18 protein-coding genes are annotated in these 24,011 nt (G+C 69.0%); 7 read left to right on the plus strand and 11 right to left on the minus strand.

Annotated elements, in window-relative coordinates:
* Positions 1–34: 34 nt before the first annotated feature.
* From prcB to arc, 4 genes are all read right to left on the minus strand, one after another.
* Positions 35–874: a proteasome subunit beta gene (prcB, locus tag ACFQ4H_RS11935; protein ID WP_377570083.1), complete on the minus strand. Its 840-nt coding sequence runs from the start codon at positions 872–874 to the stop codon at positions 35–37.
* Between the two features lie 211 nt (positions 875–1,085).
* On the minus strand, positions 1,086–1,301 hold the full coding sequence (locus ACFQ4H_RS11940) for a ubiquitin-like protein Pup (RefSeq protein ID WP_377570085.1): 216 nt from the start codon (positions 1,299–1,301) through the stop codon (positions 1,086–1,088).
* A 484-nt stretch (positions 1,302–1,785) separates the two neighbouring features.
* Entirely contained in the window at positions 1,786–3,303 is a 1,518-nt protein-coding gene (dop, locus tag ACFQ4H_RS11945) for a depupylase/deamidase Dop (protein WP_377570087.1), read from the minus strand.
* A 340-nt stretch (positions 3,304–3,643) separates the two neighbouring features.
* Positions 3,644–5,425: a proteasome ATPase gene (gene arc / locus ACFQ4H_RS11950; protein ID WP_377570088.1), complete on the minus strand. Its 1,782-nt coding sequence runs from the start codon at positions 5,423–5,425 to the stop codon at positions 3,644–3,646.
* 179 nt (positions 5,426–5,604) lie between these two features.
* Here arc and ACFQ4H_RS11955 point away from each other — a divergent pair, with 179 nt between their 5' ends.
* Positions 5,605–5,898 carry a ferredoxin gene (locus tag ACFQ4H_RS11955; RefSeq protein ID WP_377570090.1) on the plus strand — a complete coding sequence of 98 codons (294 nt, stop codon included), beginning with the start codon at positions 5,605–5,607 and terminating at the stop codon, positions 5,896–5,898.
* Between the two features lie 9 nt (positions 5,899–5,907).
* Here the strand turns inward: ACFQ4H_RS11955 and ACFQ4H_RS11960 are convergent, their stop codons facing one another.
* The 3 genes from ACFQ4H_RS11960 to ACFQ4H_RS11970 all read right to left on the minus strand — a co-directional run bounded on the left by ACFQ4H_RS11960 (position 5,908) and on the right by ACFQ4H_RS11970 (position 8,591).
* Entirely contained in the window at positions 5,908–6,483 is a 576-nt protein-coding gene (locus tag ACFQ4H_RS11960) for a hypothetical protein (RefSeq protein ID WP_377570092.1), read from the minus strand.
* A 22-nt stretch (positions 6,484–6,505) separates the two neighbouring features.
* Positions 6,506–7,468, minus strand: a complete 963-nt coding sequence (locus ACFQ4H_RS11965) for a tRNA (adenine-N1)-methyltransferase (RefSeq protein WP_377570094.1) — start codon at positions 7,466–7,468, stop codon at positions 6,506–6,508.
* 64 nt (positions 7,469–7,532) lie between these two features.
* A complete protein-coding gene (locus tag ACFQ4H_RS11970; RefSeq protein ID WP_377570169.1) occupies positions 7,533–8,591 on the minus strand; it encodes a site-2 protease family protein in 1,059 nt (352 codons plus the stop codon).
* A gap of 181 nt (positions 8,592–8,772) precedes the next feature.
* On the opposite strand from ACFQ4H_RS11970, the gene ACFQ4H_RS11975 reads away from it, so the two are divergent.
* The 5 genes from ACFQ4H_RS11975 to ACFQ4H_RS11995 all read left to right on the plus strand — a co-directional run bounded on the left by ACFQ4H_RS11975 (position 8,773) and on the right by ACFQ4H_RS11995 (position 15,501).
* The gene (locus ACFQ4H_RS11975) at positions 8,773–9,687 is read left to right on the plus strand and encodes a RecB family exonuclease (RefSeq protein ID WP_377570096.1); all 915 of its coding nucleotides are present in this window, start codon (positions 8,773–8,775) and stop codon (positions 9,685–9,687) included.
* A gap of 77 nt (positions 9,688–9,764) precedes the next feature.
* On the plus strand, positions 9,765–10,973 hold the full coding sequence (locus tag ACFQ4H_RS11980) for a sensor histidine kinase (RefSeq protein WP_377570098.1): 1,209 nt from the start codon (positions 9,765–9,767) through the stop codon (positions 10,971–10,973).
* Positions 10,970–11,656 carry a response regulator gene (locus ACFQ4H_RS11985; RefSeq protein WP_377570099.1) on the plus strand — a complete coding sequence of 229 codons (687 nt, stop codon included), beginning with the start codon at positions 10,970–10,972 and terminating at the stop codon, positions 11,654–11,656. The genes ACFQ4H_RS11980 and ACFQ4H_RS11985 overlap by 4 nt, the downstream gene beginning before the upstream one ends.
* 528 nt (positions 11,657–12,184) lie before the next feature.
* Entirely contained in the window at positions 12,185–12,952 is a 768-nt protein-coding gene (locus ACFQ4H_RS11990; RefSeq protein WP_377570101.1) for an ABC transporter ATP-binding protein, read from the plus strand.
* Positions 12,952–15,501, plus strand: a complete 2,550-nt coding sequence (locus ACFQ4H_RS11995) for an ABC transporter permease (protein ID WP_377570103.1) — start codon at positions 12,952–12,954, stop codon at positions 15,499–15,501. Before ACFQ4H_RS11990 ends, ACFQ4H_RS11995 begins: the two co-directional genes overlap by 1 nt.
* Positions 15,502–15,637: 136 nt before the next feature.
* Here ACFQ4H_RS11995 and ACFQ4H_RS12000 read toward each other — a convergent pair whose 3' ends face one another.
* The 3 genes from ACFQ4H_RS12000 to ACFQ4H_RS12010 all read right to left on the minus strand — a co-directional run bounded on the left by ACFQ4H_RS12000 (position 15,638) and on the right by ACFQ4H_RS12010 (position 18,834).
* A complete protein-coding gene (locus tag ACFQ4H_RS12000) occupies positions 15,638–16,297 on the minus strand; it encodes an HAD family hydrolase (protein ID WP_377570171.1) in 660 nt (219 codons plus the stop codon).
* A gap of 149 nt (positions 16,298–16,446) precedes the next feature.
* A complete protein-coding gene (locus ACFQ4H_RS12005; RefSeq protein ID WP_377570105.1) occupies positions 16,447–17,751 on the minus strand; it encodes a cytochrome P450 in 1,305 nt (434 codons plus the stop codon).
* A gap of 354 nt (positions 17,752–18,105) precedes the next feature.
* Positions 18,106–18,834 (minus strand): neutral zinc metallopeptidase, encoded by a 729-nt coding sequence (locus ACFQ4H_RS12010; protein ID WP_377570173.1) that lies wholly within the window; start codon positions 18,832–18,834, stop codon positions 18,106–18,108.
* Between the two features lie 545 nt (positions 18,835–19,379).
* Here ACFQ4H_RS12010 and ACFQ4H_RS12015 point away from each other — a divergent pair.
* A complete protein-coding gene (locus ACFQ4H_RS12015) occupies positions 19,380–20,432 on the plus strand; it encodes a branched-chain amino acid aminotransferase (protein WP_377570106.1) in 1,053 nt (350 codons plus the stop codon).
* 43 nt (positions 20,433–20,475) lie between these two features.
* On the opposite strand, the gene metH is transcribed toward ACFQ4H_RS12015, so the two are convergent.
* Positions 20,476–23,988 carry a methionine synthase gene (metH, locus tag ACFQ4H_RS12020; RefSeq protein WP_377570107.1) on the minus strand — a complete coding sequence of 1,171 codons (3,513 nt, stop codon included), beginning with the start codon at positions 23,986–23,988 and terminating at the stop codon, positions 20,476–20,478.
* Positions 23,989–24,011 lie beyond the last annotated feature (23 nt).

The raw sequence follows: 24,011 nt of genomic DNA on the forward strand, positions 1-24,011 counted from the left end.
GTGGGTACGGCGTACGGGTACGGTGGGGACGGGATCAGCCGCCCGGGTTCTCCATCCGGGCTGCGACCACGGCTTCGGCGATCGATCCGGCCTCAGCGTCGGTGAGTCGGCGCGTTCCCTCGGCCGTCGCCGTCATCACCACCGGGAAGATGCGACGGGCCAGATCCGGCCCACCGGTGGCGGTGTCGTCATCGGCGGCGTCGTACAACGCCTCGACTGCGATCCGTACTGCCTCGTCGGTGCTCAGCCCGGGGCGGAACCGCTTCTTCAGCGCCGCCTTGGCGAACAACGAGCCGGACCCGATCGCGTCGTAGCCGCGCTCCTCGAAGGGGCCGCCGGTGACGTCGAAGCTGAAGATCCGACCGGCCCGGGCCGGGTCGGTGACGGACAGGTCGAAGCCGGCGAAGAGCGGGATCACGGCCAGTCCCTGCATCGCGGCTCCGAGGTTGCCACGGATCATCGCCGCCAGGCGGTTGGCCTTGCCGTCGAGGGAGAGCATCGCTCCCTCGATCTTCTCGTAGTGTTCGAGCTCGACCTGGAACAGCCGCATCATCTCGATGCCGATACCGGCCGTACCGGCGATCCCGACCAGCGAGTACGCGTCAGCGGGGTGCACCTTCTCGATGTCCCGACTGGCGATCAGGTTTCCCATGGTGGCCCGGCGGTCGCCGGCCATCACCACACCGCCCAGGCTGCTGATCGCCACGATGGTGGTGGCGTGCGGGGCGAGATCGGCGGCCATGCCTGGCGGCAGCGGCCGACGACCGGGCAACAGATCGGGGGCTGCCACGCTCAGGAACTGCGTGAAGGAGGACGTCCCCGCGTTGGTGAACACATCTGGTAGACGGCCGGATGGATCAAAACCCGCTGCCACGTGGTTCCTCTCAGGTACGTGATCGCCTCGACCGAAGGCTCCACACGTTGGTCGCGCAGAGCCGGCAAGGCCACCGTTGCGGTTGAAGCAGATTATCCCCCGGCTTCAGGCCGGACGATGATCGTGGTCCTCGTGTCCACTCCCCCGCCGGGTCACGGTCGATGGTGCTGCCGGACCACCGGAAGAGTACGCCGATACTAGCTGCGGATGATCACTGCCCGCCCTTTTGCACGTACCCCCGGACGAACTCCTCGGCGTTCTCCTCGAGTACCGAGTCGATCTCGTCGAGGAGGTCGTCCACATCCTCGGTGATCTCGGCGTGCCGCTCGGCGACCTCGGGGTTGGCCTCGGTGGTAACGTCCTCGACCTCCTCGTCCCGGCGCGCCTTGCCGGACTGGGACTGACCGCCGGTGTCACGGGTAGCCATCAGGGTGCCTCCTCCACGATCGCTTGCAGAAAACTTACCCCGTACGGCCGACGAATTGGGCGGTCGGCACTCCACATCCGGGTGCCGGCAGCCCAAGTTCGCCCGAAGCGGAAGCTGTGCCGAGTTGGCCCGCCGGCCCGCTCGGCTGACGGGCCGATCCGCATGCACTCCGAACCCGGCCAGCCGGTGCTGGACGGGAACGAGTAGACGTAGACCGAGTGTGGACACCCTGGACGGGCCGGTGGCCGGCAACCGGTCACTGTAGAGTTCGGCCACCGCGCAACCCGGAACGAGTCCGCGGAAGCCGAACCGTCGGGCCGAGCGGTCTACGCCCTGACCAGCGGTACGGACATCGCCGCACGCCTGGCGACGCGTGGCCCGGGAGATGACCAGAGGATCCCCGAAGGGGGTCAGGCTACGGGAAGCGACCCAGGATCCCACACCGGTCGGCCCAGGTGCACCCGGCCGCCTCCCGGTGCCGCCCTCACCCCCCGGTAAGTGTCTCCAGCAGGTCCTTTGCGCTCGCACACCGGTCGAAGAGCGCCCCGACGTGCTTGCGGGTGCCCCGTTCCGGCTCCATCATCGGCACACGTACCAGGGATTCCCGACCGACGTCGAAGATGACCGAGTCCCAACTGGCGGCCACGACCTCGGAGGCGTACTGGGCCAGACAGCGGCCACGGAAGTAGGCCCTGGTGTCCTCCGGGGGCTCGACCATCGCCGTACGGGTCTCCTCCTCGGGCAGCAGGGTGGCCATCGAGCCCCGGGCCACCAACCGGTGGTAGAGCCCCTTCTCCGGGCGCACGTCCGAGTACTGCAGGTCGACCAGTTGCAACTTGTGCGACGCCCACCCGAGACCCTCCCGCTCCCGGTAGCCCTCCAGCAGCCGCAGCTTGGCCACCCAGTCCAGCTCACCGGCGCACAGCATGGCATCGCGGCCCAGCCGGTCCAGCACGTTCTCCCAGCGGTCGAGCACATCGAGGGTCATCTCGTCAGCATCGCTGCCGTACCGGTCCTCGACGAACGAGCGGGCCCGCTCGAGGTAGGCCCACTGTAGGTCGAGGGCGGTCAGACGACGCCCGTCCCGCAGCCGGATCAAATGCGTCAACGAGGGATCGTGGCTGACCGCCCGCAGTTCGGCGACCGGATCGGCGATGCCGAGGTCCGGGGTGAGCGCCTTCTCCTCGATCATGGTCAGGACCAGTGCGGTGGTGCCGACCTTGAGGTAGGTGGAGATCTCCGACAGATTGGCGTCACCGATGATGACGTGCAGCCGCCGGTACTTGTCGGCGTCCGCATGCGGCTCGTCCCTGGTGTTGATGATGGGTCGCTTGAGCGTCGTCTCGAGCCCCACCTCGACTTCGAAGAAGTCGGCCCGCTGGGAGATCTGGAAGCCCGGTTGCGACCCGTCCTGACCGATGCCGACCCGGCCGGCGCCGCAGACGACCTGCCGGGTCACGAAGAACGGCGTCAGGTACGAGACGATGTCGGCGAACGGGGTCTGCCGACGCATCAGGTAGTTCTCGTGTGCGCCGTAGCTGGCGCCCTTGTTGTCGGTGTTGTTCTTGTAGAGGTGGATCGGGTGGGTGCCGGGAATGGTCGCTGCCCGCCGCGACGCCTCCGCCATCACCCGTTCTCCAGCCTTGTCCCAGCGCACCAGGTCCAGCGGGTTGGTCACCTCGGGTGTGGAGTATTCGGGGTGCGCGTGGTCGACGTAGAGCCGTGCACCGTTGGTCAGGATGACGTTGGCCAGCCCCAGGTCCTCGTCAGCGAGGGCCTCCGCCGGATCGTAGGCCGCGCCCGAGTAGGTGAACCCCCGGGCGTCCCGCAGTGGTGACTCCTCCTCGTAGTCCCACCGTGCGCGGCCACCCCGGGTCAGTTCGGGGCGTGCTCCGTAGGCGTTGACCACCTGTGAGGAGGTCACCATCGGATTGGCTCCGGTCTGGCTGGGCACCGAGATGCCGTACTCCACCTCGGTGCCCATGATCCGTCGTACGCTCATGCCACTGCCCCGCTCTGCTCGCTACAGATGCGTGACCGGGTTGGCCCGATACGCTCGCTCATGCTCTCGCCCCACTTCGCCGGCCGTGGCCTTCAGCGTAGTCCGCGATCGGCCTCCGGGACCGGTGGCGCGTCCGCATGATCGGCCGTGCCGGCTGATACCGCGGTGCCGGCGACTGCCCACCGGACCACGGGCGGGGACGGGGTGGCGGACAAAACTGCTTCGTGACCCAGCGCCTGGACACCGGTGGATGCACGCCCCGCCGCCGGCAGCACACCATCGGGATGCCCGAACGACGAGGGTCCGTGACGGAATTCCGTCACGGACCCTCGTCGGACAGCTACAGGTATTGACCGGTGTTGCTGGCAGTCTCGATGGAGCGGCCTGCCTCGGTGCCCTTGCCTCCCGAGACGAGCGTACGGATGTAGACGATCCGCTCGCCCTTCTTGCCGGAGATCCGAGCCCAGTCGTCGGGATTCGTGGTGTTGGGCAGGTCCTCGTTCTCCCGGAACTCGTCGACGCATGCGTCGAGCAGATGCTGGAGACGCAGCCCCTTACGGCCGGAGGACAGGAACTCCTTGATAGCGGACTTCTTGCCCCGGTCGACGATGTTCTGGATCATGGCACCCGAGTTGAAGTCCTTGAAGTAGAGGACCTCCTTGTCACCGTTGGCATAGGTGACCTCCAGGAACCGGTTCTCCTCGGTCTCGGAGTACATCCGCAGCACCACGGCTTCGATCATGGCAGCGACGGTGGCCTGGGCATCGCCACCGTGCTCCGCCAGGTCGTCCGGATGCAACGGCAGACCGGTGAGGATGTACTTGGAGAAGATGTCCTTGGCCGCTTCGGCGTCCGGACGCTCAATCTTGATCTTTACGTCCAGTCGCCCCGGACGCAGGATCGCCGGGTCGATCATGTCTTCCCGGTTGGATGCGCCGATGACGATGACATTCTCCAGCCCCTCGACGCCATCTATCTCGCTGAGCAACTGCGGGACGATGGTGTTCTCCACGTCCGAGGAGACCCCGGAGCCACGGGTACGGAAGACCGAGTCCATCTCGTCGAAGAAGACGATGACCGGAGTACCCTCGCCCGCCTTCTCCCGAGCCCGCTGGAAGACCAACCGGATGTGCCGCTCGGTCTCGCCCACGTACTTGTTGAGCAGTTCCGGGCCCTTGATGTTGAGGAAGAAGCTGGTGTGCTTCTCCTCCCCCCGCCGCTCGGCGATCTTCTTCGCCAACGAGTTGGCGACCGCCTTGGCGATCAGGGTCTTTCCACAGCCGGGCGGGCCGTAGAGCAGGATGCCCTTGGGCGGTCGCAGTTGATGCTCACGGAACAGGTCGGCATGCAGGAAGGGCAACTCCACCGCATCCCGGATCTGCTCGATCTGGGTGTGCAGGCCACCGATGTCGGTGTAGTCGACGTCGGGAACCTCCTCCAGCACCAGTTCCTCGACCTCGCTCTTGGGGATGCGCTCGTACGCGTAGGCCGAGCGCGGTTCGATCATGAGCGAGTCACCGGCGCGCAGTGGCGTGCCGATCAACGTCTCGGCAAGGTGGACGATCCGCTCCTCGTCGGCGTGGGAGATCACCAGTGCCCGGTCACCCGGACCCCCGGTGGGGTTCTCCAGCACCTCCTTGAGCATCATGACCTCGCCGACCCGCTCGTAGCCGAACGCGTCCACGATGTTGAGCGCGTCGTTGAGCAGGACTTCCTGACCTCGACGTAGCTCAGCCACCTCGAGCGAGGGCGAGACGGCGACCCGCAACTTCCGGCCACCGGTGAAGACATCCACCGTGCCGTCCTCATGCTGGGCCAGGAAGACGCCGTACCCGCTGGGCGGTTGCGCCAGCCGGTCGATCTCCTCCTTGAGCGTGACGATCTGGGCTCGGGCCTCCTTGAGAGTGCTCACGAGCCGCTCGTTGTTCTCGGTCAGCCGAGCGAGCTGCGCCTGCGTCGCCGCAAGCCGCTCCTCGAGCTGACGGACGTGTCGGGGGCTTTCGGTCAGCTTGCGCCGCACCAGAGCGAGTTCCTCCTGAAGGAACGCGACCTGGGTGGAGAGATCGTGGGCCTCCTTCTCCCACCGTGCGGCGCGCGAGTCCGCGTCGTCGCTGCGTGCCACGTCCCACCTCCCCGGGGGCTTGAACGTTCTGCCATAACACTAACCGGTATGACGCCGATTCGGTCCCATGCAACACCCTCGTCACCGAAGCTTGATCGACGTGGGGACGCCGTCCGAGGGGTCGTACCAGCTTTCGGGTACCGTCGGTGTGTTGGTAGCCGAGAACATGGGGGCGTGTCGTGACGACGCAGACCGAGACCGACGAACTGCGGGTATGGGTGGATCAGGACCTGTGCACCGGGGACGGTCTTTGCGTGCAATATGCGCCGGAGGTCTTCGAACTCGACGTCGACGGGCTAGCCTATGTCAAGGACGGCTCGGGCGAGCTCCTGATGTCCCCCGGCAGCCGGGTGGATGTGCCCGCCCACCTGCGCCTCGACGTGATCGACTCGGCGAAGGAATGCCCCGGTGAGTGCATCCACGTCGTACGCGCCCAGGACGACGTCGAGGTCGTCGGCCCCGACGTGTCCTGACGCCGACGGTCACCGGACCGGCTGACCGATCGCCGACGCGACCACCTGGGCGAACTCCCGGAGCCGGGCGATCTGTCCCGGCCCGCCGTCGTCCAGCGTCTTGCCGAACCGCAACGCGTCGTGCCGGGCCTGCATCGACCCGTCCTCCCCCGGGACCGCACCCTCGTCCATCGAGCTGAGCAGCATGTACACGTCGATGCTGTCCACCCGGACGCGCCCGCTCGGGGTACGACACATCCGTTGACGGCAGCCGACCTCGGTCACCGTCGAGACCGGAACCACCCGTAGCGAAGAGGTCATCGACCCGGCCGGACCGTCGTCCTCCGGCACGTCCTCACCGTGCCAGAGGAGCAGGCGGTGGCCGTCGCAGACGACCGCCTCCTGCCAGACCCCGTTCACCTCGTTGACGAACCGTTCGAGGGTGAACCCCAGTACCGACGCGCCCCGCAACACCCCGTCGAGCGCCTCCAGGGCCACGTCGGGGTCGCGTAGGTAGGCCCGGGCGGCAGCCTCCAGATCGTGGTACGGCGACCAGTCCGGAAACACGGCGGAGGGCTCGGCCCCACCGAACGCGGAGTCACTCATGTCCGCCTCACGTGGCTGGTGGTCACCGGCCAACCTTCTCCCCTACCGCCTCGTCGACATCGCCCACGGCGTCCTGCTGCCGGGTGGCAGCCTCCCGCAGGCCCTGTTTGCGCAGCGCGTACGCTTCCGCGCCCTTGCTCGGCTTGCGCCGCCGTGGTGGGGCGGTCACCCCGGGTGCCAGCTTCCGGGTGGAGACCAGGAACGCGGTGTGCGCGATCATCCGGTGGTCCGGACGGACCGCCAGGCCGTCGGCGTGCCAGTCCCGTACCAACGACTCCCAGGCCCGGGGCTCGGTGAATCCGCCGCGTTCGCGCAGCGCCTCGACCAGTTCCGACAGTTGCGGGGTGGTGGCCACGTAGCCGATGAAGACACCGCCGGGCACCAGCGCCCGCTCCACCAGGTCGAGCACCTCCCACGGAGCCAGCAGGTCAAGGATGATCCGGTCGAAACCGGACTCCTGGCAGGTCGCCACGTCGCCCACCTGTAGTTGCCACGTCGGCTGCGGTCCGCCGAAGAAGGACTCCACGTTACGACGGGCGATCTCGGCGAAGTCCTCCCGCAGTTCGAAGGAGTGCACCTCGCCGGTGGGACCGACGGCCCGCAGCAACGAGCAGGTCAGCGCCCCGGAACCGACGCCGGCCTCGAGCACCTTCGCCCCGGGGAAGATGTCGCCCATCGCCACGATCTGAGCGGAGTCCTTGGGGTAGATCACCTGAGCGCCGCGGGGCATGGAGAGCACGTAGTCCGAGAGCAGGGGGCGCAGCGCCAGGTAGGCCGTACCACCGGTAGAGGTCACCACGCTGCCGTCCGGCAGCCCGATGAGGGCGTCGTGCTCGAGCGCTCCCCGATGGGTGTGGAACGACTTCCCGGGCTCGAGGGTGATGGTGTGCATCCGCCCCTTGGGGTCGGTCAACTGCACCCGGTCACCTACCTGGAACGGTCCCCGGCGCGCCGCCGACGGGACCGTTGTGGGCTGGGCGGTCACGCCGCTCCCTCGATCCGTTCGACGACGCCACGGCCAATGGTGCTGCCCAAGGGGTTCCCTCGCTTCACGTTCTCATCTTTCGTTTCGGTTCCAGGAGCTGTGCCAGATCGGCGACGTACAGAACGCCGATCACATCTTCGCCTGACATCACCAGGTACTGCGCGCCCGGGTGGGTCTGCACCTCCCGGATCACCTCCTCCCCCCGGAGACCGACCGGAAGCCGGGGCACCCCGTCCAGGCCACGCGCCACCGTGTCCACCGAGACCCAGGGACGTCGGTCGACCGGTACGGCGTTGGTGGCAACCAGGTCGACCAGGGCCACCAGGGCGCCGGACGAGTCGGCGACCCCCAGCGCGGCGGCCGGTTGCCCGGCTTCCCGGCTGCGGCGCTGCGCTTCGGCCAGCGGGGTACCGGTGGGTACCGGGAACACCGGCCGGGCCATCCGAGCAAGATCGATGAGCGGGAAGCGCCGGCTGATCCGGGCCACCCGGATCGACTGGCCCGCCCCCTGCCACAGGGTGAGGGCGACCAGCAGCATCAACGCCAGGCCCAGCGGTGCGAGCACCCCCACCCAGGTCAGCAGCGCGACCAGCGCGACGGTGCCGACCGCGACCGCCCGCCCCACCCAGCCGGCCACCTCGGTGCCCAGGTGCCGGTCCCGGGTGAGCGCCCAGACCGCAGCCCGCAACGCCCGGCCGCCGTCCAACGGCAGACCCGGCAGGATGTTGAACACCGCCACGATCACATTGCTGACCGCCAACTGGAAGGCGAGCTGGTTGAACAGTGTCCGGTCGGGCAGGGCCAGGGTGGCGAGCACGGCTGCGACGCCGAGCACGGCGGAAACCGCCGGTCCGGCCAGCGACACCAGCAGGTCGACCCGCGGGCTCGGCGCATCCCGGTCCATCTCGGTGTAGCCGCCGAGCAGTTCCAGGGTGATGCCCCGGACACCGATGCCGTACCGCCGGGCGGTCAACGCGTGGCCCAGTTCGTGCAGGAACACCGAGCCGAGCAGACAGACCACGAACCCGAATCCGATCGCGTACCCGGTCAACTGGGACAGACCGAGCTGGCGACGGACGAACTCGCCGTACATCACCGTCACCAGGACTGCCAGCAGCACCATGGAGAGGTTCACATGGACCGGTACGCCGAAGACCCGGCCGAGGGTCAGTCCCGGGCGTCGGCGCGGTCGTTGACTGTCTTGCACCGGGTCGATGCTACGGAACGTCCGCAGACGCGGCCCGCCGACTGCGGCGCCCGGCCGTGCAGCGGTCTCGTCGTACCGGTGGCTTAGCCTTTCGGTCATGACGGCGGAGACGGTGACGACGCAGGCGAACGGGCAGACTCAGGATGTGCTTCAGGCACCGGTCGGCGCCTCACTCTCGCCGTCGCGGGCAGCGGACTTCAAGACCTGCCCGCTGCTCTACCGGTTCCGCAGCATCGACCGGCTTCCGGAACGCACCACACCCGAGCAGGCCCGGGGCACCCTGGTGCACGCGGTGTTGGAACACCTGTTCGACCTGCCCGCCGCCGAGCGCACCGCGGCGGCGGCGACCGAACTGATCGCTCCGCAGTGGGACCGGCTGACCACCGAGCAACCGGAGCTGACCGAGCTCTTCACCGATGCGGCAGCCGCCGCCGAGTTCCTGGAGTCCGCCCGTGGGCTGCTCGACGGCTACTTCGCCGTCGAGGACCCCCAGCGGCTCGAGCCGGCGGAGCGGGAGAGCCTGATCTCCGCCGTCGTGGACGACCAGCTACTCATCCGGGGCTATCTGGACCGGCTGGACGTCTCTCCCGACGGGGCCCTGCGGGTGGTCGACTACAAGACCGGCGGCGCCCCCCGTGAGGCGTTCGAGGCACGTGCCCTGTTCCAGCTCAAGTTCTATGCCCTGGTGTTGTGGCGGACCCGGGGCGTCGTCCCCCGGGTGCTCCGGCTGCTCTATCTGAAGGACGCCGAGATCTGCGACTACAGCCCGGACGCGGACGAGCTGGCCCGGTTCGAGCGCACCGTGGTGGCCCTGTGGCGGGCCATCGAGCAGGCCACCGCAGCCCGGGACTTCCGCCCCAAGCCAAGTCGGCTCTGCGACTGGTGCAACCACCAGGCCCACTGCCCCACCTTCGGGGGCACGCCCCCGCCGTTCCCGGAGCTGCCGTCGTCCGGCGAGGACCGCAGGAGCAGCCACCCGGCCCGGCCGATCCCGCGCCGCGGGGACGACTAGACCTCCTCCGACAGGAGGACGCCCGGCTCACCATCGGTGATGATCCTTCGGTCGCAACAACGGCTAGCGTCGCCTATATGACAGAGCGCTTCGCTGGCTGGGGCCGGAACCGGCAGTTGCTGGCCGACACCCTGCTGGCGGCCCTGCTGGCGGTGGTGCCGATCGTGCTGATCCTGCCGTTGCCCCGGGAACTGTGGCCGGACCCGTTCCTCGGGCACCTCGGCTGGACGGTGTTCTGCGCAGCCCCGGTGGTGTTACGCCGGGCTGCGCCCTGGGTCGCGGTGGCCACCGCCGTGGTGACCCTGGTCGCACCGGCGGTCTTCCAGATCGTGCCCCTCGCCCAGGCGCTCACCTTCACCGTGCTGACCTACACGATGGCGGCACAGCGTCCATTGCGGTCGGCGGTCCTCGCCGCCGTGGTGCTGTGGACCCCCGTCGCCGTACTCAACGTACTGACGTCGAACATCGACAATGCCCTCGACATCGGCCCCGGCTACCTGGTCGTGAACAACCTGCTGACGGCGCTCGTCTCGTTCTTCGTCGGTCGCACGGTGCACGCCCGCCGGGCCGCCAACCTCGTGCTGCAGGAGCGGGCGCGGGTCGCGGAGGAGAACCAGCGCTCCCTGGCCGAGCAGGCGGTCGCCGACGAACGCCGACGCATCGCCCGCGAGCTGCACGACGTGGTGGCCCACCACGTGAGCGTGATGGGTGTGCTGGCCACCGGTGCCCGGCGGGTACTCAAGCGTGATCCGGTGTCGGCCGACGAGGCGTTGGGCACCATCGAGGACACCAGCCGTACGACGTTGCGCGAGATGCGGCGGTTGCTCGACGTACTGCGTACGGACGCGGAACCGGCTGCCGACCTGACCCCGCAACCGGGGTTGACCGGCATAGCGGCCCTGGTGGAGCAGGTTCGCGAGGCCGGGCTGCCGGTGTCCCTACGGGTGGACGGGTCGCCCGGCCTACTGGACCCCGGTGTGGCGCTGACCATCTTCCGGATCGTGCAGGAGGCACTGACCAACGCGCTCAAGCACGCCGGTGCGGCCACCGCCGAGGTCCGGCTCAGCTTCGGCGTGTACTGGCTGATCGTTGAGATATTCGACACCGGACGGGGTCCGGGTCCGGCCCCGAGCCGGGTCGGGCACGGCCTAGTCGGTATGCGGGAACGGGTCGCCCTCTACGGTGGAACCCTGCGCACCGGACCACGGCCGGGCGGCGGCTTCCGGGTGTACGCGAAACTTCCGATGGAGCAACTGGGCGCAGCAGGTAACGAGGGGACGGCATGACCGACAGGGCAACACCGACGCGACCGGTGCGTATCCTCCTCGTCGACGACCAGCCGCTACTGCGTACCGGGTTCCGTATGGTGCTCGGCGCGGAGGATGACCTGGACATCGTGGGCGAGGCCGGGGATGGCGTCGACGCCGTCGACCTGGCCCGCCGGCTGCTCCCCGACGTGGTCCTGATGGACATCCGGATGCCCCGGCTGGACGGGGTGGCTGCCACCCGGGCGATCGTCGATGCCCGGCTGCCGGTACGGGTGCTCATCCTGACCACGTTCGACCTCGACGAGTACGTCGTCGGCGCGCTGCGGGCCGGGGCCAGCGGCTTCCTGGCCAAGGACGTGCCGGCCGAGGATCTGGTGACGGCGATCCGTACCGTCGCCGCCGGGGACGCGGTGGTCGCCCCGCGCATCCTGAAACGGCTGCTGGACCGGTTCGCCGACACGCTGCCGGACCCGTCGGCCACTCCGCCGAAGGCGTTGAACGTGCTGACCGAACGGGAACGGGAGGTCCTGGTGCAGGTCGCCCGGGGGCTGTCCAATGCGGAGATCGCCCGTGCCCTCTCGGTGAGCGAAACCACGATCAAGACGCACGTCGGGCACGTGCTGACCAAGCTCGGCCTGCGCGACCGGGTACAGGCCGTGGTCCTGGCCTACGAGTCCGGCCTGGTACGCCCCGGCAGCTGAGCCGCCGGACCATCGCCCCACGCCGGCGTGGGGTCCGTCGCCGGGCGGGCCGACGGCCAGGGGCATGACTCACGCCCGCCAGCCTTCGTTGCCGCACCGGCTGGTCCCTGTCACCTGACCGACAGGGCCCGGAGGATGCGACGTACCCGTTCTCCTCCTGTCACCTGACCGACAGGGCCCGGAGGATGCGGGGTACCGGTTCTCCTCCTCAGGTGGGATGGCGTCCGCTGCGATGGTCGTAGGCGAAGACCGTTCCGACGTACGACGGTTCAGGGCAATGTTGCGCCTAGTTTGAATACAGACGGTGACCGCCGTCGGCCGCACGGGGGGACGATGCGGCACGGTTCCGGTGCGCGCTAGCAGTCGGGGGCAACCCTGATCCGGCATCGGGGCTCACCCGCAGCGGGAAATCCGCGTAGTGCTCCCTCCGAAGGTGGACGGATCAGGCTCAGCTGACACCGACGATTGACATCGCCGGCCGGATCGAGGGATCCGGCCGGTCCACGGCTTCGGTGAAAGGACGTTCCAGTGACTGCGACGGTAGTCCGCGCTCCGCAGGCAGCGGCCCGTGCAAACGACGTGTGGAAGGTGTACGGGTCGGGCGAGGCTCAGGTGATCGCGCTGCGCGGCGTCAGTGCCGAGTTCGAGAGCGGCCGGTTCACGGCGATCATGGGACCTTCCGGCTCGGGCAAGTCCACCCTGATGCACTGCCTCGCCGGGCTCGACTCGGTGACCCGGGGTGAGGCGTGGGTCGGCGACACCCGGATCACCGGACTCGGTGACAGCGGCCTGACCAACCTCCGCCGCGACAAGATCGGCTTCATCTTCCAGCAGTTCAACCTGCTGCCCACGCTCACCGCCAAGGAGAACATCCTGCTGCCGTTGTCGATCGCCGGCCGCAAACCCGACCCGGCCTGGTACGACATCGTGATCCGGACGGTGGGTCTGGCCGACCGGCTGGGGCACCGCCCCAACCAGCTCTCCGGCGGTCAGCAGCAGCGCGTGGCCTGTGCCCGGGCCCTCGTCTCCCGCCCTGAGGTGATCTTCGCCGACGAGCCGACCGGTAACCTCGACTCCCGCTCCGGTGCCGAGGTCCTCGGCTTCCTGCGCAACTCCGTACGCGAACACGGGCAGACGATCATCATGGTCACCCACGACCCGGTCGCCGCGTCGTACGCCGACCGGGTGGTCTTCCTGGCCGACGGTCAGATCGTCTCCGAACTGATCGAGCCGACGCCGGAGACCGTGCTGGACACGATGAAAAAGCTCGACTCGCTCACCGAGGCGGCCAACTGATGCTGCGGGCGACCCTGCGGAGCCTGCTGGCCCGCAAACTACGACTGCTGCTGTCCGCCCTGGCGGTGGTGCTGGGCGTCATGTTCGTCTCCGGCGCGTTCGTGCTGACCGACACCCTCGGGCGCTCGTTCGACTCGGTGTTCGCCGACGCCTACGCCGAGACCGACGTGGAGGTCAGCGCCAAGCCGAAGATCGCGACCAGTGAACTCGAAGGCGAGCAGGTGGCCACCACCTTCCCGGCGGCGACGCTGGACAGGGTCCGCGCGGTGCCCGGTGTCGAGCAGGCGACCGGACTGGCCGCCGCCGACGGGGCCCGGGTCATCGGCCGCAACGGCAAGGTGCTGGTCTCGTTCGGGCCACCGCAGCTGGGCAGCAACTGGACCGGTGAGAGCGATCTGGTCCAGTTGCGCGAGGGCCGGGGACCGACCGCCGACGACGAGATCGTGGTCAACGTGACCGTCGCCGAGGCTGCCAAGCTGGCCGTCGGCGACCGGGTGGGCGTACTCACCCTGGAACCCAAACGCGAGTTCACCGTGGTCGGCATCTTCGGCTACAGCGGTGGCCGGGACAGCCTCGGCGGGGTGCAGGAGGTCGGCTTCACCGAACGCGCCGCACAGCAGTTGATGCTCGGCGAGACCGGCGTCTACAGCACGATCAGCGTACGGGCGGCCAAGGGGGTCGATCCGGCGAAACTGCGCGACGACGTGGCCGCCGCCCTCGGGGACGGATACGTGGTGAAGACCGGTGAACAGCTCTCGAAGGATGCCGCCTCCGGGTTGAAGGAGGGCCTCGGCTTCTTCAACAAGATCCTGCTCGGCTTCGCCGGGGTGGCGTTGTTCGTCGGCATCTTCCTGATCCTCAACACCTTCTCGATCATCATCGCCCAACGCACCCGGGAACTGGCCCTGATGCGGGCGATGGGGGCCAGCCGCCGTCAGATGATCGGCTCGGTGCTGCTGGAGGCCGTCGCCATCGGCCTGGTGGCCTCGGTGCTCGGCCTGGGTGCCGGGATCGGTGTGGGCGCGCTACTGGCCTTCGTCTTCGGGCAGATGGCGGGTGGGCTGACGCTGGCCGGCCTGGGTGTACCACCGACCGCGGTGGTGAGCGCGTTCGTCGTCGGTCTGCTGGTGACCGTGGTCGCCGCGGTCCTGCCGGCGCTACGGGCCTCCCGTATCCCGCCGATCGCCGCGATGCAGGAGGTCGCCACCCCGGACCGGCCGTTGACCCGGATCACCGTGGCCGGCGCGGTGGTGGGCGCCGTGGGCGGAACGCTGCTTGCCCTGGGGCTGAGCGACAACGCCGGCGACAACACGCTCTGGACGATCCTCGGCGGAGTGCTGATCTCCTTCATCGGTGTGGCGCTGCTGACCCCGATGATCAGCCGGCCGGTGGTGTCGCTGCTCGGCCGCCTGTTCGCCTGGTCGGTGCCGGGCAAGCTGGGTCGGCTCAACTCGGGTCGCAATCCGCGTCGTACGGCGATCACCGCCGCCGCCCTGATGGTCGGCATCGCCCTGGTCACCGGGGTGAGCGTCATCATCACCTCGGCCAAGAGCAGCCTGACCGCGCTGGCCGAGGACACCATCCAGGCGGAACTGGTCATCGCCGGTAACCAGACCGGGCCCCGGCCGCCGAGTTTCGACCCGGCGGTGCTGGACCGGGCTGCGGCCGTACCGGGGGTCAAGGCGGTGGCCGGCCTGTACGGTGACGTGGCGATGGTCGGCGGACAGCGGACGTACGTGAGCGCGACCAGCAACGTGCCGGCGCTGCGGGACATCTTCAAGGCCACGCCCACCGCCGGCAGCATCGACGCACTGGGACCGAACCAGCTCATGGTCGACGCGGGCACCGCGAAGGAACACAACCTGTCGGTCGGCTCCACCGTGCCGGTGCAGCTGTCCCGGGGTGACCCGCAGACCTACACGGTGACCGGCATCTACGCCGAGACGGACCTGTTCGGCGGGTTCGTGCTGCCGGCCGGGGCGGCGGCGAACTTCGCGGTGCCGATGCCGACGCAGGCGTACCTCCAGCTGACCCCGGGCACCTCGGTCGACCGGGTGCTCCCGCAGGTCGAGGCGCTGCTGGCAGACAGTCCGGAGGTGTCGGTCGCCGACCGGGCAGCCTTCATCGAGCAGCAGACCGGCATGTTCGACCAGCTCCTGATGATGATCCAGGTGCTGCTGGCGCTGGCCATCCTGATCGCCGTACTCGGCATCATCAACACGCTGGCTCTGTCGGTGCTGGAACGGACCCGCGAGCTGGGCCTGCTGCGGGCCATCGGCCTCCGGCGTGGTCAGACGATGCGCATGGTGACCGTCGAGTCCGTGGTGATCTCGGTGTTCGGGGCGCTGCTCGGCGTCGTGGTCGGTACCGGCCTCGGCGCGGCGGTGGTCCAGGCGCTGAGCGAGGACGGCATCGGCGATGTGGTTCTCCCCTGGTCGCAGATGGGGCTCTACGTGGGGCTGGCAGCCGTCATCGGAGTGGTCGCCGCAGTGCTGCCGGCGATCCGCGCCGCGAGGATCAACGTCCTCGGGGCGATCGCCCACGACTAGCTCGGATCGGGGGTGCAGGTGGGGCGGTGTCGCGAGGGGGCACCGCCCCACCTCCATGTTCCCCGTGATCAGGGCGCGACTCGCGTGATCAGGGAGCGACTCGCGAGGGTCGACGCGCCAACCCGTCGGGCCAGGGTCAACGCGTCAGCAGGCCGGTCAGCAACTCCAGGTCCGCGTTGGCCAGGCTCTCCAACAGGTGTACGCCCTCCGTCACGTCCAACGGCACCTCACCGGGCACGGCCAGCACCGCAGCGCCGGCGGCCAGCGCACTGGTCACACCGGCCGGCGAATCCTCGATCGCCACGCACCGCCCGATCGGCACCGCCAGCAGCCGGGCCGCCGTCAGGTAGGGCAACGGATCGGGCTTCTGCGCGATCACCTCGTCGCCGCAGACCACCACGTCGAACCGGTCCCGGCCGAGGGTGTCGAGGGCGACGTCGACCAGCACCCGAGCGGTCGAGGTGACCAGGGCGGTGGGAATGCCGGCGACGCGTACCGCCTGGAGCAGGGCCAGCGCCCCGGGACGCCAGGGCAGCCCGTCGACGAACAGTTCGGCGACCCGCTGCTCCAACCAGGCGGTGCCGGCTGCCGGGTCACGCCATGGCTGGCCGAGGTCGTCGTGCAGGATCTGCATCGAAACGGGCATACTGGTGCCGACCATCGCCAGCCGGGCGGCCGGCGACAGGTTGCCACCGTAGTTCTCGGCCAACTCGTGCAGCGCGATCTCCCAGAGCCGTTCGCTGTCGACGAGCGTGCCGTCCATGTCGAAAAGTACCGCAGCCGGGTAGCTGGACAGGGTGTCCTCCTGGAGAAGTGCCGCCCCGGTCACCCCACCGTCGGGCGAGGTGGGGTTCCTGCCACCCCGGTTACCGGAGCCGGTTTCCCCGATCATCCCCCGGCGGACGGCCGTGCCACCAGCAGCGACCATCGGATGTGGCCCGTACCTCAGCTCCCGGCTGGTGGCACGGCAGCGGCCAGCGGCGTCCAGTGGCCGATCGCCTTGACCGGTACGAGCAGGGTGCTCGTCGCCGGCCGGACCGTAGCCAGCGGGGGCAGGGTCAGCGTGTAGTCCCGAACGATCGTCGCCACGGCGATGGCCAACTGCACCGGTCCCAGCCGGGCCCCCGGGCAGATCCGGGTGCCCGCGCCGAACGGCAGGTACGCGTGCTCGGTGTGCGGCCGGGCCCCGGTCAGCCATCGCTCCGGGTGGAACACCTCGGGATCGGTCCAGTGGCGCGGGTCCCGATGGATCAGATAGGGACTGAAGAGCACCCGCTCACCGGCCCGCAGCCGGTGCGGTCCGAACGGGGTGGGAACGACCGCGGTCCGGCCCATCATCCAGTTCGGCGGGTGCATCCGCAGCGTCTCCTTGAGTACGGCGGAGGTCAGCGGCCAGTCCTCGCCGGGGAGCCGGTCGGGGCGGACCGGGGTGGTGGCGATCTCCTCCCGTACCGCCCGCAGCAGGTTCGGCTGCTCGGCGAGGCTCAGCAGGCACCAGGCCAGGGCCGCGCCGGCCGGGCCGTGCGACGTGACGATGAGCAGCCGGACCACTCCGACGATCTCCCGGTCCGGCAGGTTGAGTGGATGGTCCAGCAGTCGGTCGAGCACGTCCCGGGGCGTGTCCGGGCGGGGTGCGGCCCGGCGACGGCGAACCAGGTCGGTCAGCAACTCCACCAGGCCGGTGTTGAGCGCCCGGGCGCGGCGGGCCACCGGTCGACGCCCGATCGGCAGTCGGGACTCGTTGCTGTCGGTGACCTCGAGCGAGGCCCAGAACACCTCTTCGACCGCGCTGGCCACCTCGTCCACGTCATCGTCCCCGCCGCCGATGCAGTAGTCGGCGGTGGCGGTGCCGAGCAGCCGCTGTGCCTCGAAGAAGAGGTCGACCTCCCGGCCGGCCAGCAGGCTGACGGTACGACTCATCCGCTGCTCGATCCGCCCGACGTGGGCCAGCAGCACCGGCCGGACGACGCCCCGGTTGAGGTAGCGGCGTACCGACATCCACTCCGGTAGCCCGGCGAGAAGCTCCTGCCGCCCCCGCCGGCCGCCTACGAAGGAGTTGTCGAGGATGAAGTCGGCGTTCGTCTCCACCAGGACGTGGTGCACGAGTCGTGGATCGTGCACCACGATGCTCTCCGGGTCCAGCCGTACCACGTCGCCGTACTCGGCCCGGGTCCCGATCATCCAGCCGAGCGGGTCATCCTCGTAGTCGAGAGCGGAGCCCACGTAGGGCAGCCCTCTGGGGCCCGGCACCTCGACGGCTCCGGATTCTCCATCGGGGCGTCTACCCAGACCCAGACGCGTCAGCCACGACACCGGACCGCTCCCTACGCATCGTCGTATGTCCAGGCACACCGATGTCCATCGCCAGGTCGGGCCATCCGGGTGAGCCCGGGCTGCTGACCAGGACGGTGGACATCGGAGTGCTGGTACCGGTCAGTAGATCGGGTAGTAGTACCAGATGCCCCGAGTAGCGCGGGTCGCGCGCCGCTTGACTGCGGTCAGGTAGCGAACCATGTCGTCTCCCTCCAGCTCCATCGAAGAGTCAATGCATGGAAATTGCTAGATAGCTTAGACAGCTGAGGTCAATCAGCACCAGCCCCAGATTCATCTCAGCTCACAGGCGGCCAGTGACCGCTGGTAGCCGGCGAAGAAGGAGTCGTTGCGCTGCTGCGCCGTACCGTGGGCGCCCGGGGCGAACCAGGGCTGCCCTGGGTCGTCGGCGACCGAGACCAGCCCGTTACGCAACTCCTCGAGGTCACCATCGGCCAGGGCCAGCGTCCGAGCCTTCACCGAGTCACCGATGTACGCCCCGGCCATGCAGTCGGCCTGCAACTCCTGCTGGATCGTGAACTCGTAGCGGATACCCAGCCGTACCTGGACACCGTGGGCGTACTCGTGGCCGAGCAGATAGAACAGGAACGCGTCGCCGATCTGCCGGAACGCCGCCACCGCCCAGTTGACGTCGTACGCGATGAAGTCCCCGGCCGGGCAGTAGACGGCATTGTTACGCGGTACCGCCTCCCCGGCACAGGACAGTTCCCCGTCCCGCTGATAGGTCAGCACCCGCCGGATCGCCTCGAAGTCCCGCCCGGACTCCTCGAACCGCTGCTGCCAATACCGTTCGGCGACCTCGACCGCTCCCTGGATGTCACGCTCGAACTCGTCGACCGTCATCGTGCCGTCGTCAGTCCCGCCGGAGGCGGCCGACGAGTCCGGTGCCCCACCCGGACGTTCCCCACCGGGACTCAACCCGCAGGCCAACGCCACGACCAGTACGACCAGCAGACCCCCCACGGTGAGCATCCGCTTCGACGGACGCCCCGAAGTTCCCACCACCACCGGTACCCTCCTCGCTACCTGGTGACACCGGACCATGCCGATGATTCCCGCCCGTACCCCGGCCCACCACCTTCCACCGGCCCATGTCGCACGATCCGCCACCTCGGGTACCGCCCGGCCGGACCCCATCCACCGACACCGGCACAATCCGGTGGCAGCACGGCCTGTACGGCCGGGGCAAGCGAGACCGCGACGGTCGCGAACTCCAGGTCGTCCACGTGGAGGACCGGCGGCCACGACCGGCCGGGCAGTGAGTCACAAGGGACGGTGACCGGGCCGGGCATTCCCCGCGTTCCGGTAGGTCAGCCCCTTTTGGATCTTGCACGTCCAAAGCGTGCCCGAACGCCAGACTTCGCACTCCACAGCGGATGGTGCGGCGGCGATCTGGGTTCCGCGAGGCCAGCCCGGAGGAGTACCGTACTCGCACTATCGCTCCGTCCCCGAGATGGTCCTCGGCGGCGACGACCACTACCACCATTCGCTGTGGCCGTCGACCATGCCGTACCTCTTCTCAATGATGCTGCCCATGGAGGCCAGAGGTGACAGTCGCAACGGCACGGTTGGGGTTCGGGGTCACGTTCACCGACCACATGGTGGTGGCCAACTGGAGCCAGGCCACCGGCTGGACACCACTGTCGCTGACCCGCAACGCGCCGCTGAGCCTGCATCCGGCCGCCATGTCCCTGCACTACGGCCAGGCCATCTTCGAGGGCCTCAAGGCGTACCGGCAACCCGACGGGACGGCGGCTCTGTTCACCCCGCACCGCAACGCGGAGCGGTTCGCCCGTAGCGCGGCACGGTTGGCCATGCCACAACTGCCACCCGACGCCTTCATCGAGGCGTGCGAACTCCTGGTACGCGCCGACGCCGAGGCGATTCCCGGCGGATTCGGGCAGAGCCTCTACCTACGTCCCTTCATGATCGCCACCGAGGCCAGCCTCGGCGTACGCGCCGCCACGGAGTACCTCTTCGCCGTGATCGCTTCACCCGTGGACCACTTCTTCGCCTCGGGGGCCGCCGCCATCGACGTGTGGTGCGAGAGCCGACACTCCCGCGCCGCCAGCGGTGGCACCGGTGAGGCGAAGTGCGCCGGAAACTACGCCGGCAGCATGCCGGCCAAGGCCGCAGCCGTCGCCCGTGGCTGCCACGAGGTGCTGTGGCTCGACGCGGCCGAGGGCAACTGGGTCGAGGAACTCAGCGCGATGAACTTCTTCTGCGTCCGGCAACCGGCGGGCGACCAGCCCGAACTCCTCACCCCGCCGCTCGGCGGCACCATCCTGCACGGCTCGACCAGGGCCGCGCTCCTGACCCTGGCCGGTGACCACGGTGTCAAGGTGACCGAGCGCCCGATCGCGCTGGCGGAACTCCTCGACCCCGACTCCCCGATCACCGAGGCGTTCGCCTGCGGCACCGCCGCCACGGTCGTACCGATCGGCGGCTTCGCCAGCGAGAACGGCCAACGCCGGTTGCCGACCGAGGGTGTGGGTCCGGTGACCACGATGATGCTCGAGGCCCTGATGGCGATCCAGTACGGGCGCTCGCCGGATACCCACCGCTGGATGCACCGGGTCGACGGCGTCAGCCTGCCCTGAGCCCGGGTGGAGCGGAGGCACAGGGCGTGCCTCCGCTCCACCGTCACTTGGCGTTGAAGTAGCTCGCCTCCGGGTGGTGGACGACGATCGCGTCGGTGGCCTGCTCCGGCACCAACTGGAACTCCTCCGACAGCTGCACACCGATCCGCTCCGCACCGAGCAGGTCGACGACCTTCGCCCGGTCCTCCAGATCCGGACACGCCGGATACCCGAAGGCGTACCGGCAGCCCCGGTAGTCGGTGCGTAGCAGACCCGCCAGGTCGGCCGGATCGTCGTCGGCCACCGTACGGCCACCGGGCAACACCAGCTCGGTACGGATCCGGCGGTGCCAGTACTCGGCCAGCGCCTCGGTGAGCTGCACGGAGAGGCCGTGCACCTCCAGATAGTCGCGGTACTCGTCGCGGGCGAACATCTTCGCCGTGTACTCGCTGATCGGCTGCCCCACGGTGACCAGTTGCAGCGCCACCACGTCCAACGTCTCCCCACGCGGCTTGAAGAAGTCCGCCAGGCACAACCGCCGTTCCTGCCGCTGCCTGGGGAACGCGAACCGGGCCCGCTCGGCATGCCCGTTCTCGTCGAGCACGACCAACTCGTTGCCCTCCGAGTAGGCCGGGAAGAAGCCGTAGACGACGGCCGCCTCCAGCACCTTGTCGGCGGCCAACCGGTCCAACCAGTACCGCAGCCGGGGCCGTCCCTCGGTCTCCACGAGTTCCTCGTAGGACGGTCCCGACCCGCCCCGGGCACCCCGTAGACCCCACTGCCCGAGGAAGGTGGCCCGTTCGTCGAGCAGCGCCGCGTAGTCGGCCAACGGAATGCCCTTCACCACCCGGGTCCCGAAGAACGCCGGCGTCGGCACGTCGACGTCGGCGGCGACGTCGGAGCGTACCGATGCGTCGTTGAGATCGGGCAACGCCTCCGTGACCATTGCGCGCTGCCGCTCCCGGCGGGCCCTACGCGCCGCCAACGCCGCCTCCCGCTCCGGATCGACCAGCGCCACCCCGCCACGCTTGGCCGCCATCACCCGGTCCATCAGGGACAGCCCCTCGAACGCGTCCCGGGCGTAGTGCACCTGACCGGGGAACATCGAGCGCAGGTCGTCCTCGACGTAGGCGCGGGTCAGCGCGGCACCACCCAACAGCACCGGCCACCGCTCGGCCACGCCCCGGGTGGTCATCTCCTCGAGGTTCTCCTTCATGATGACCGTGCTCTTGACCAGCAGGCCGGACATCCCGATGGCGTCGGCACCGTGCTGCTCGGCCGCCTCCAGGATCGCGTTGATCGGCTGCTTGATCCCGATGTTGACGACCTCGTAGCCGTTGTTGGACAGGATGATGTCCACCAGGTTCTTGCCGATGTCGTGCACGTCGCCCTTGACCGTGGCCAGGACGATCCGCCCCTTACCGGCGTCCTCGGTCTTGTCCATGTGCGGTTCGAGGTACGCCACCGCGGTCTTCATCACCTCGGCCGACTGCAGGACGAACGGCAGCTGCATCTGACCGGAGCCGAACAGCTCACCGACGACCTTCATCCCGTCGAGCAGGATCTCATTGATGATCACCAGCGCGGTCCTCGTGGTCAGCGCCTCATCGAGGTCGGCCTCCAGGCCGTTGCGCTCACCGTCGATGATGCGCCGCTTGAGCCGCTCGTCCAGGGGCAGGGCGGCAAGCTCCTCGGCGCGGCTGGCCCGGGCCGAGGCGGCGTCGACTCCCTCGAACAGCTCGATGAACCGCTGGACCGGGTCGTACCCCTCCCGACGCCGGTCGTACACCAGATCCAGCGCCACCTCGCGCTGCTCGTCGGGGATCTTGGACATCGGCAGGATCTTGCTGGCGTGCACGATGGCACTGGTCAAGCCGGCCTGCACACACTCGTGCAGGAACACCGAGTTGAGCACCTGTCGGGCCGCCGGGTTGAGGCCGAACGACACGTTTGAGACACCGAGGGTGAAGTTGACGCCGGGGTAGCGGCGGGCGATCTCCCGGATCGCCTCGATCGTCTCCATGCCGTCCCGACGGGTCTCCTCCTGACCGGTGGCGATCGGGAAGGTCAACGCGTCGATCAGGATGTCGGACAGCGCCAGCCCCCACCGGCCGGTCAGGTCCTCGATGAGTCGCTCGGCGACGCGTACCTTCCACTCGGCCGTCCGGGCCTGCCCCTCCTCGTCGATCAGCAACGCCACGACCGCCGCGCCGTGCTCCTTGATGATCGGCATCACCCGGGCATAGCGGGAGGTCGGTCCATCGCCGTCCTCGAAGTTGACCGAGTTGACCACACAGCGGCCACCCAGCATCTCCAACCCGGCCTCGATCACCGCCGGCTCGGTGGAGTCCAGCATGATCGGCAGGGTGGACGCGGTGGCGAATCGGCCGGCCAACTCCCGCATGTCCTGCGTACCGTCCCGGCCGACGTAGTCGACGCACAGGTCGAGCAGGTGGGAGCCGTCCCGGGCCTGACCCCGGGCGATCTCCACGCAGGCCTGCCAGTCCCCGGACAGCATCGCCTCCCGGAACGCCTTGGAGCCGTTGGCGTTGGTCCGCTCACCCACCATCAGGACGCTGGCGTCCTGCGCGAACGGCACGTGGTGGTAGATCGACGAGACGCCCCGGTCCACGCGGGGTTGCCGGGGCGCCGGCGCGGTGCCGTGCAGCCGCTCGTACACGGCCCGGATGTGCTCGGGCGTGGTCCCACAGCAACCACCGACCAGGGATACGCCGTACTCGTTGACGAACCGGTCGAGCGCCTCGGCCAACTCCTCCGCCGTGAGCGGGTAGTAGGCCCCGTTGGCGGTCAACTGGGGCAGTCCGGCATTGGGCATCACCGACAGCGGGACCCGGGCGTGCTGCGACAGGTAGCGCAGGTGCTCACTCATCTCCGCCGGCCCGGTGGCGCAGTTGAGGCCGATCAGGTCGATACCGAGTGGCTCCAGGGCGGTCAACGCAGCACCGATCTCACTGCCCAGCAGCATCGTACCGGTGGTCTCCACCGTGACGTGGCAGATCAACGGCACGCTACGTCCCGCCTCGGCCATCGCCCGCCGCGCGCCGACCACCGCCGCCTTCACCTGCAACAGGTCCTGGCAGGTCTCCACGATCAGCGCGTCGACCCCACCGGTCAGCAGGCCCGTCGCGTTGTCCAGGTACGCCTGTCGCAGGGTGGCGTAGCTGCTGTGCCCGAGGGTGGGCAGCTTGGTGCCGGGACCCACCGAGCCCAGGACGAACCGGGGCCGGTCCGGGGTCGACCACTGATCGGCCACCTCGCGGGCCAACCGGGCACCAGCTTCGGACAATTCGACGATCCGGTGCTGGATGTCGTACTCCCCCAGGTTGCCGAGGTTGGCGCCGAAAGTGTTCGTTTCGACACAGTCGGCACCGGCGGCGAAGTACGCGTCGTGCACCGACCGGACCACGTCCGGCCGGGTGACGTTGAGGATCTCGTTGCAGCCCTCGTGACCTTGGAAGTCGTCCAGGCTCAGGTCGGTCGCCTGCAGCATCGTCCCCATCGCCCCATCGGCGACGAGAACCCGGCTGGCCAGCGCATCAAGCAGCGAAGTCTGCATTTAGCCAGGCTAATACCCGGGCA

It is taken from the genome of Micromonospora sonneratiae (genome assembly GCF_042679305.1).
GTDB classification, from domain to species: domain Bacteria; phylum Actinomycetota; class Actinomycetes; order Mycobacteriales; family Micromonosporaceae; genus Micromonospora_H; species Micromonospora_H sonneratiae.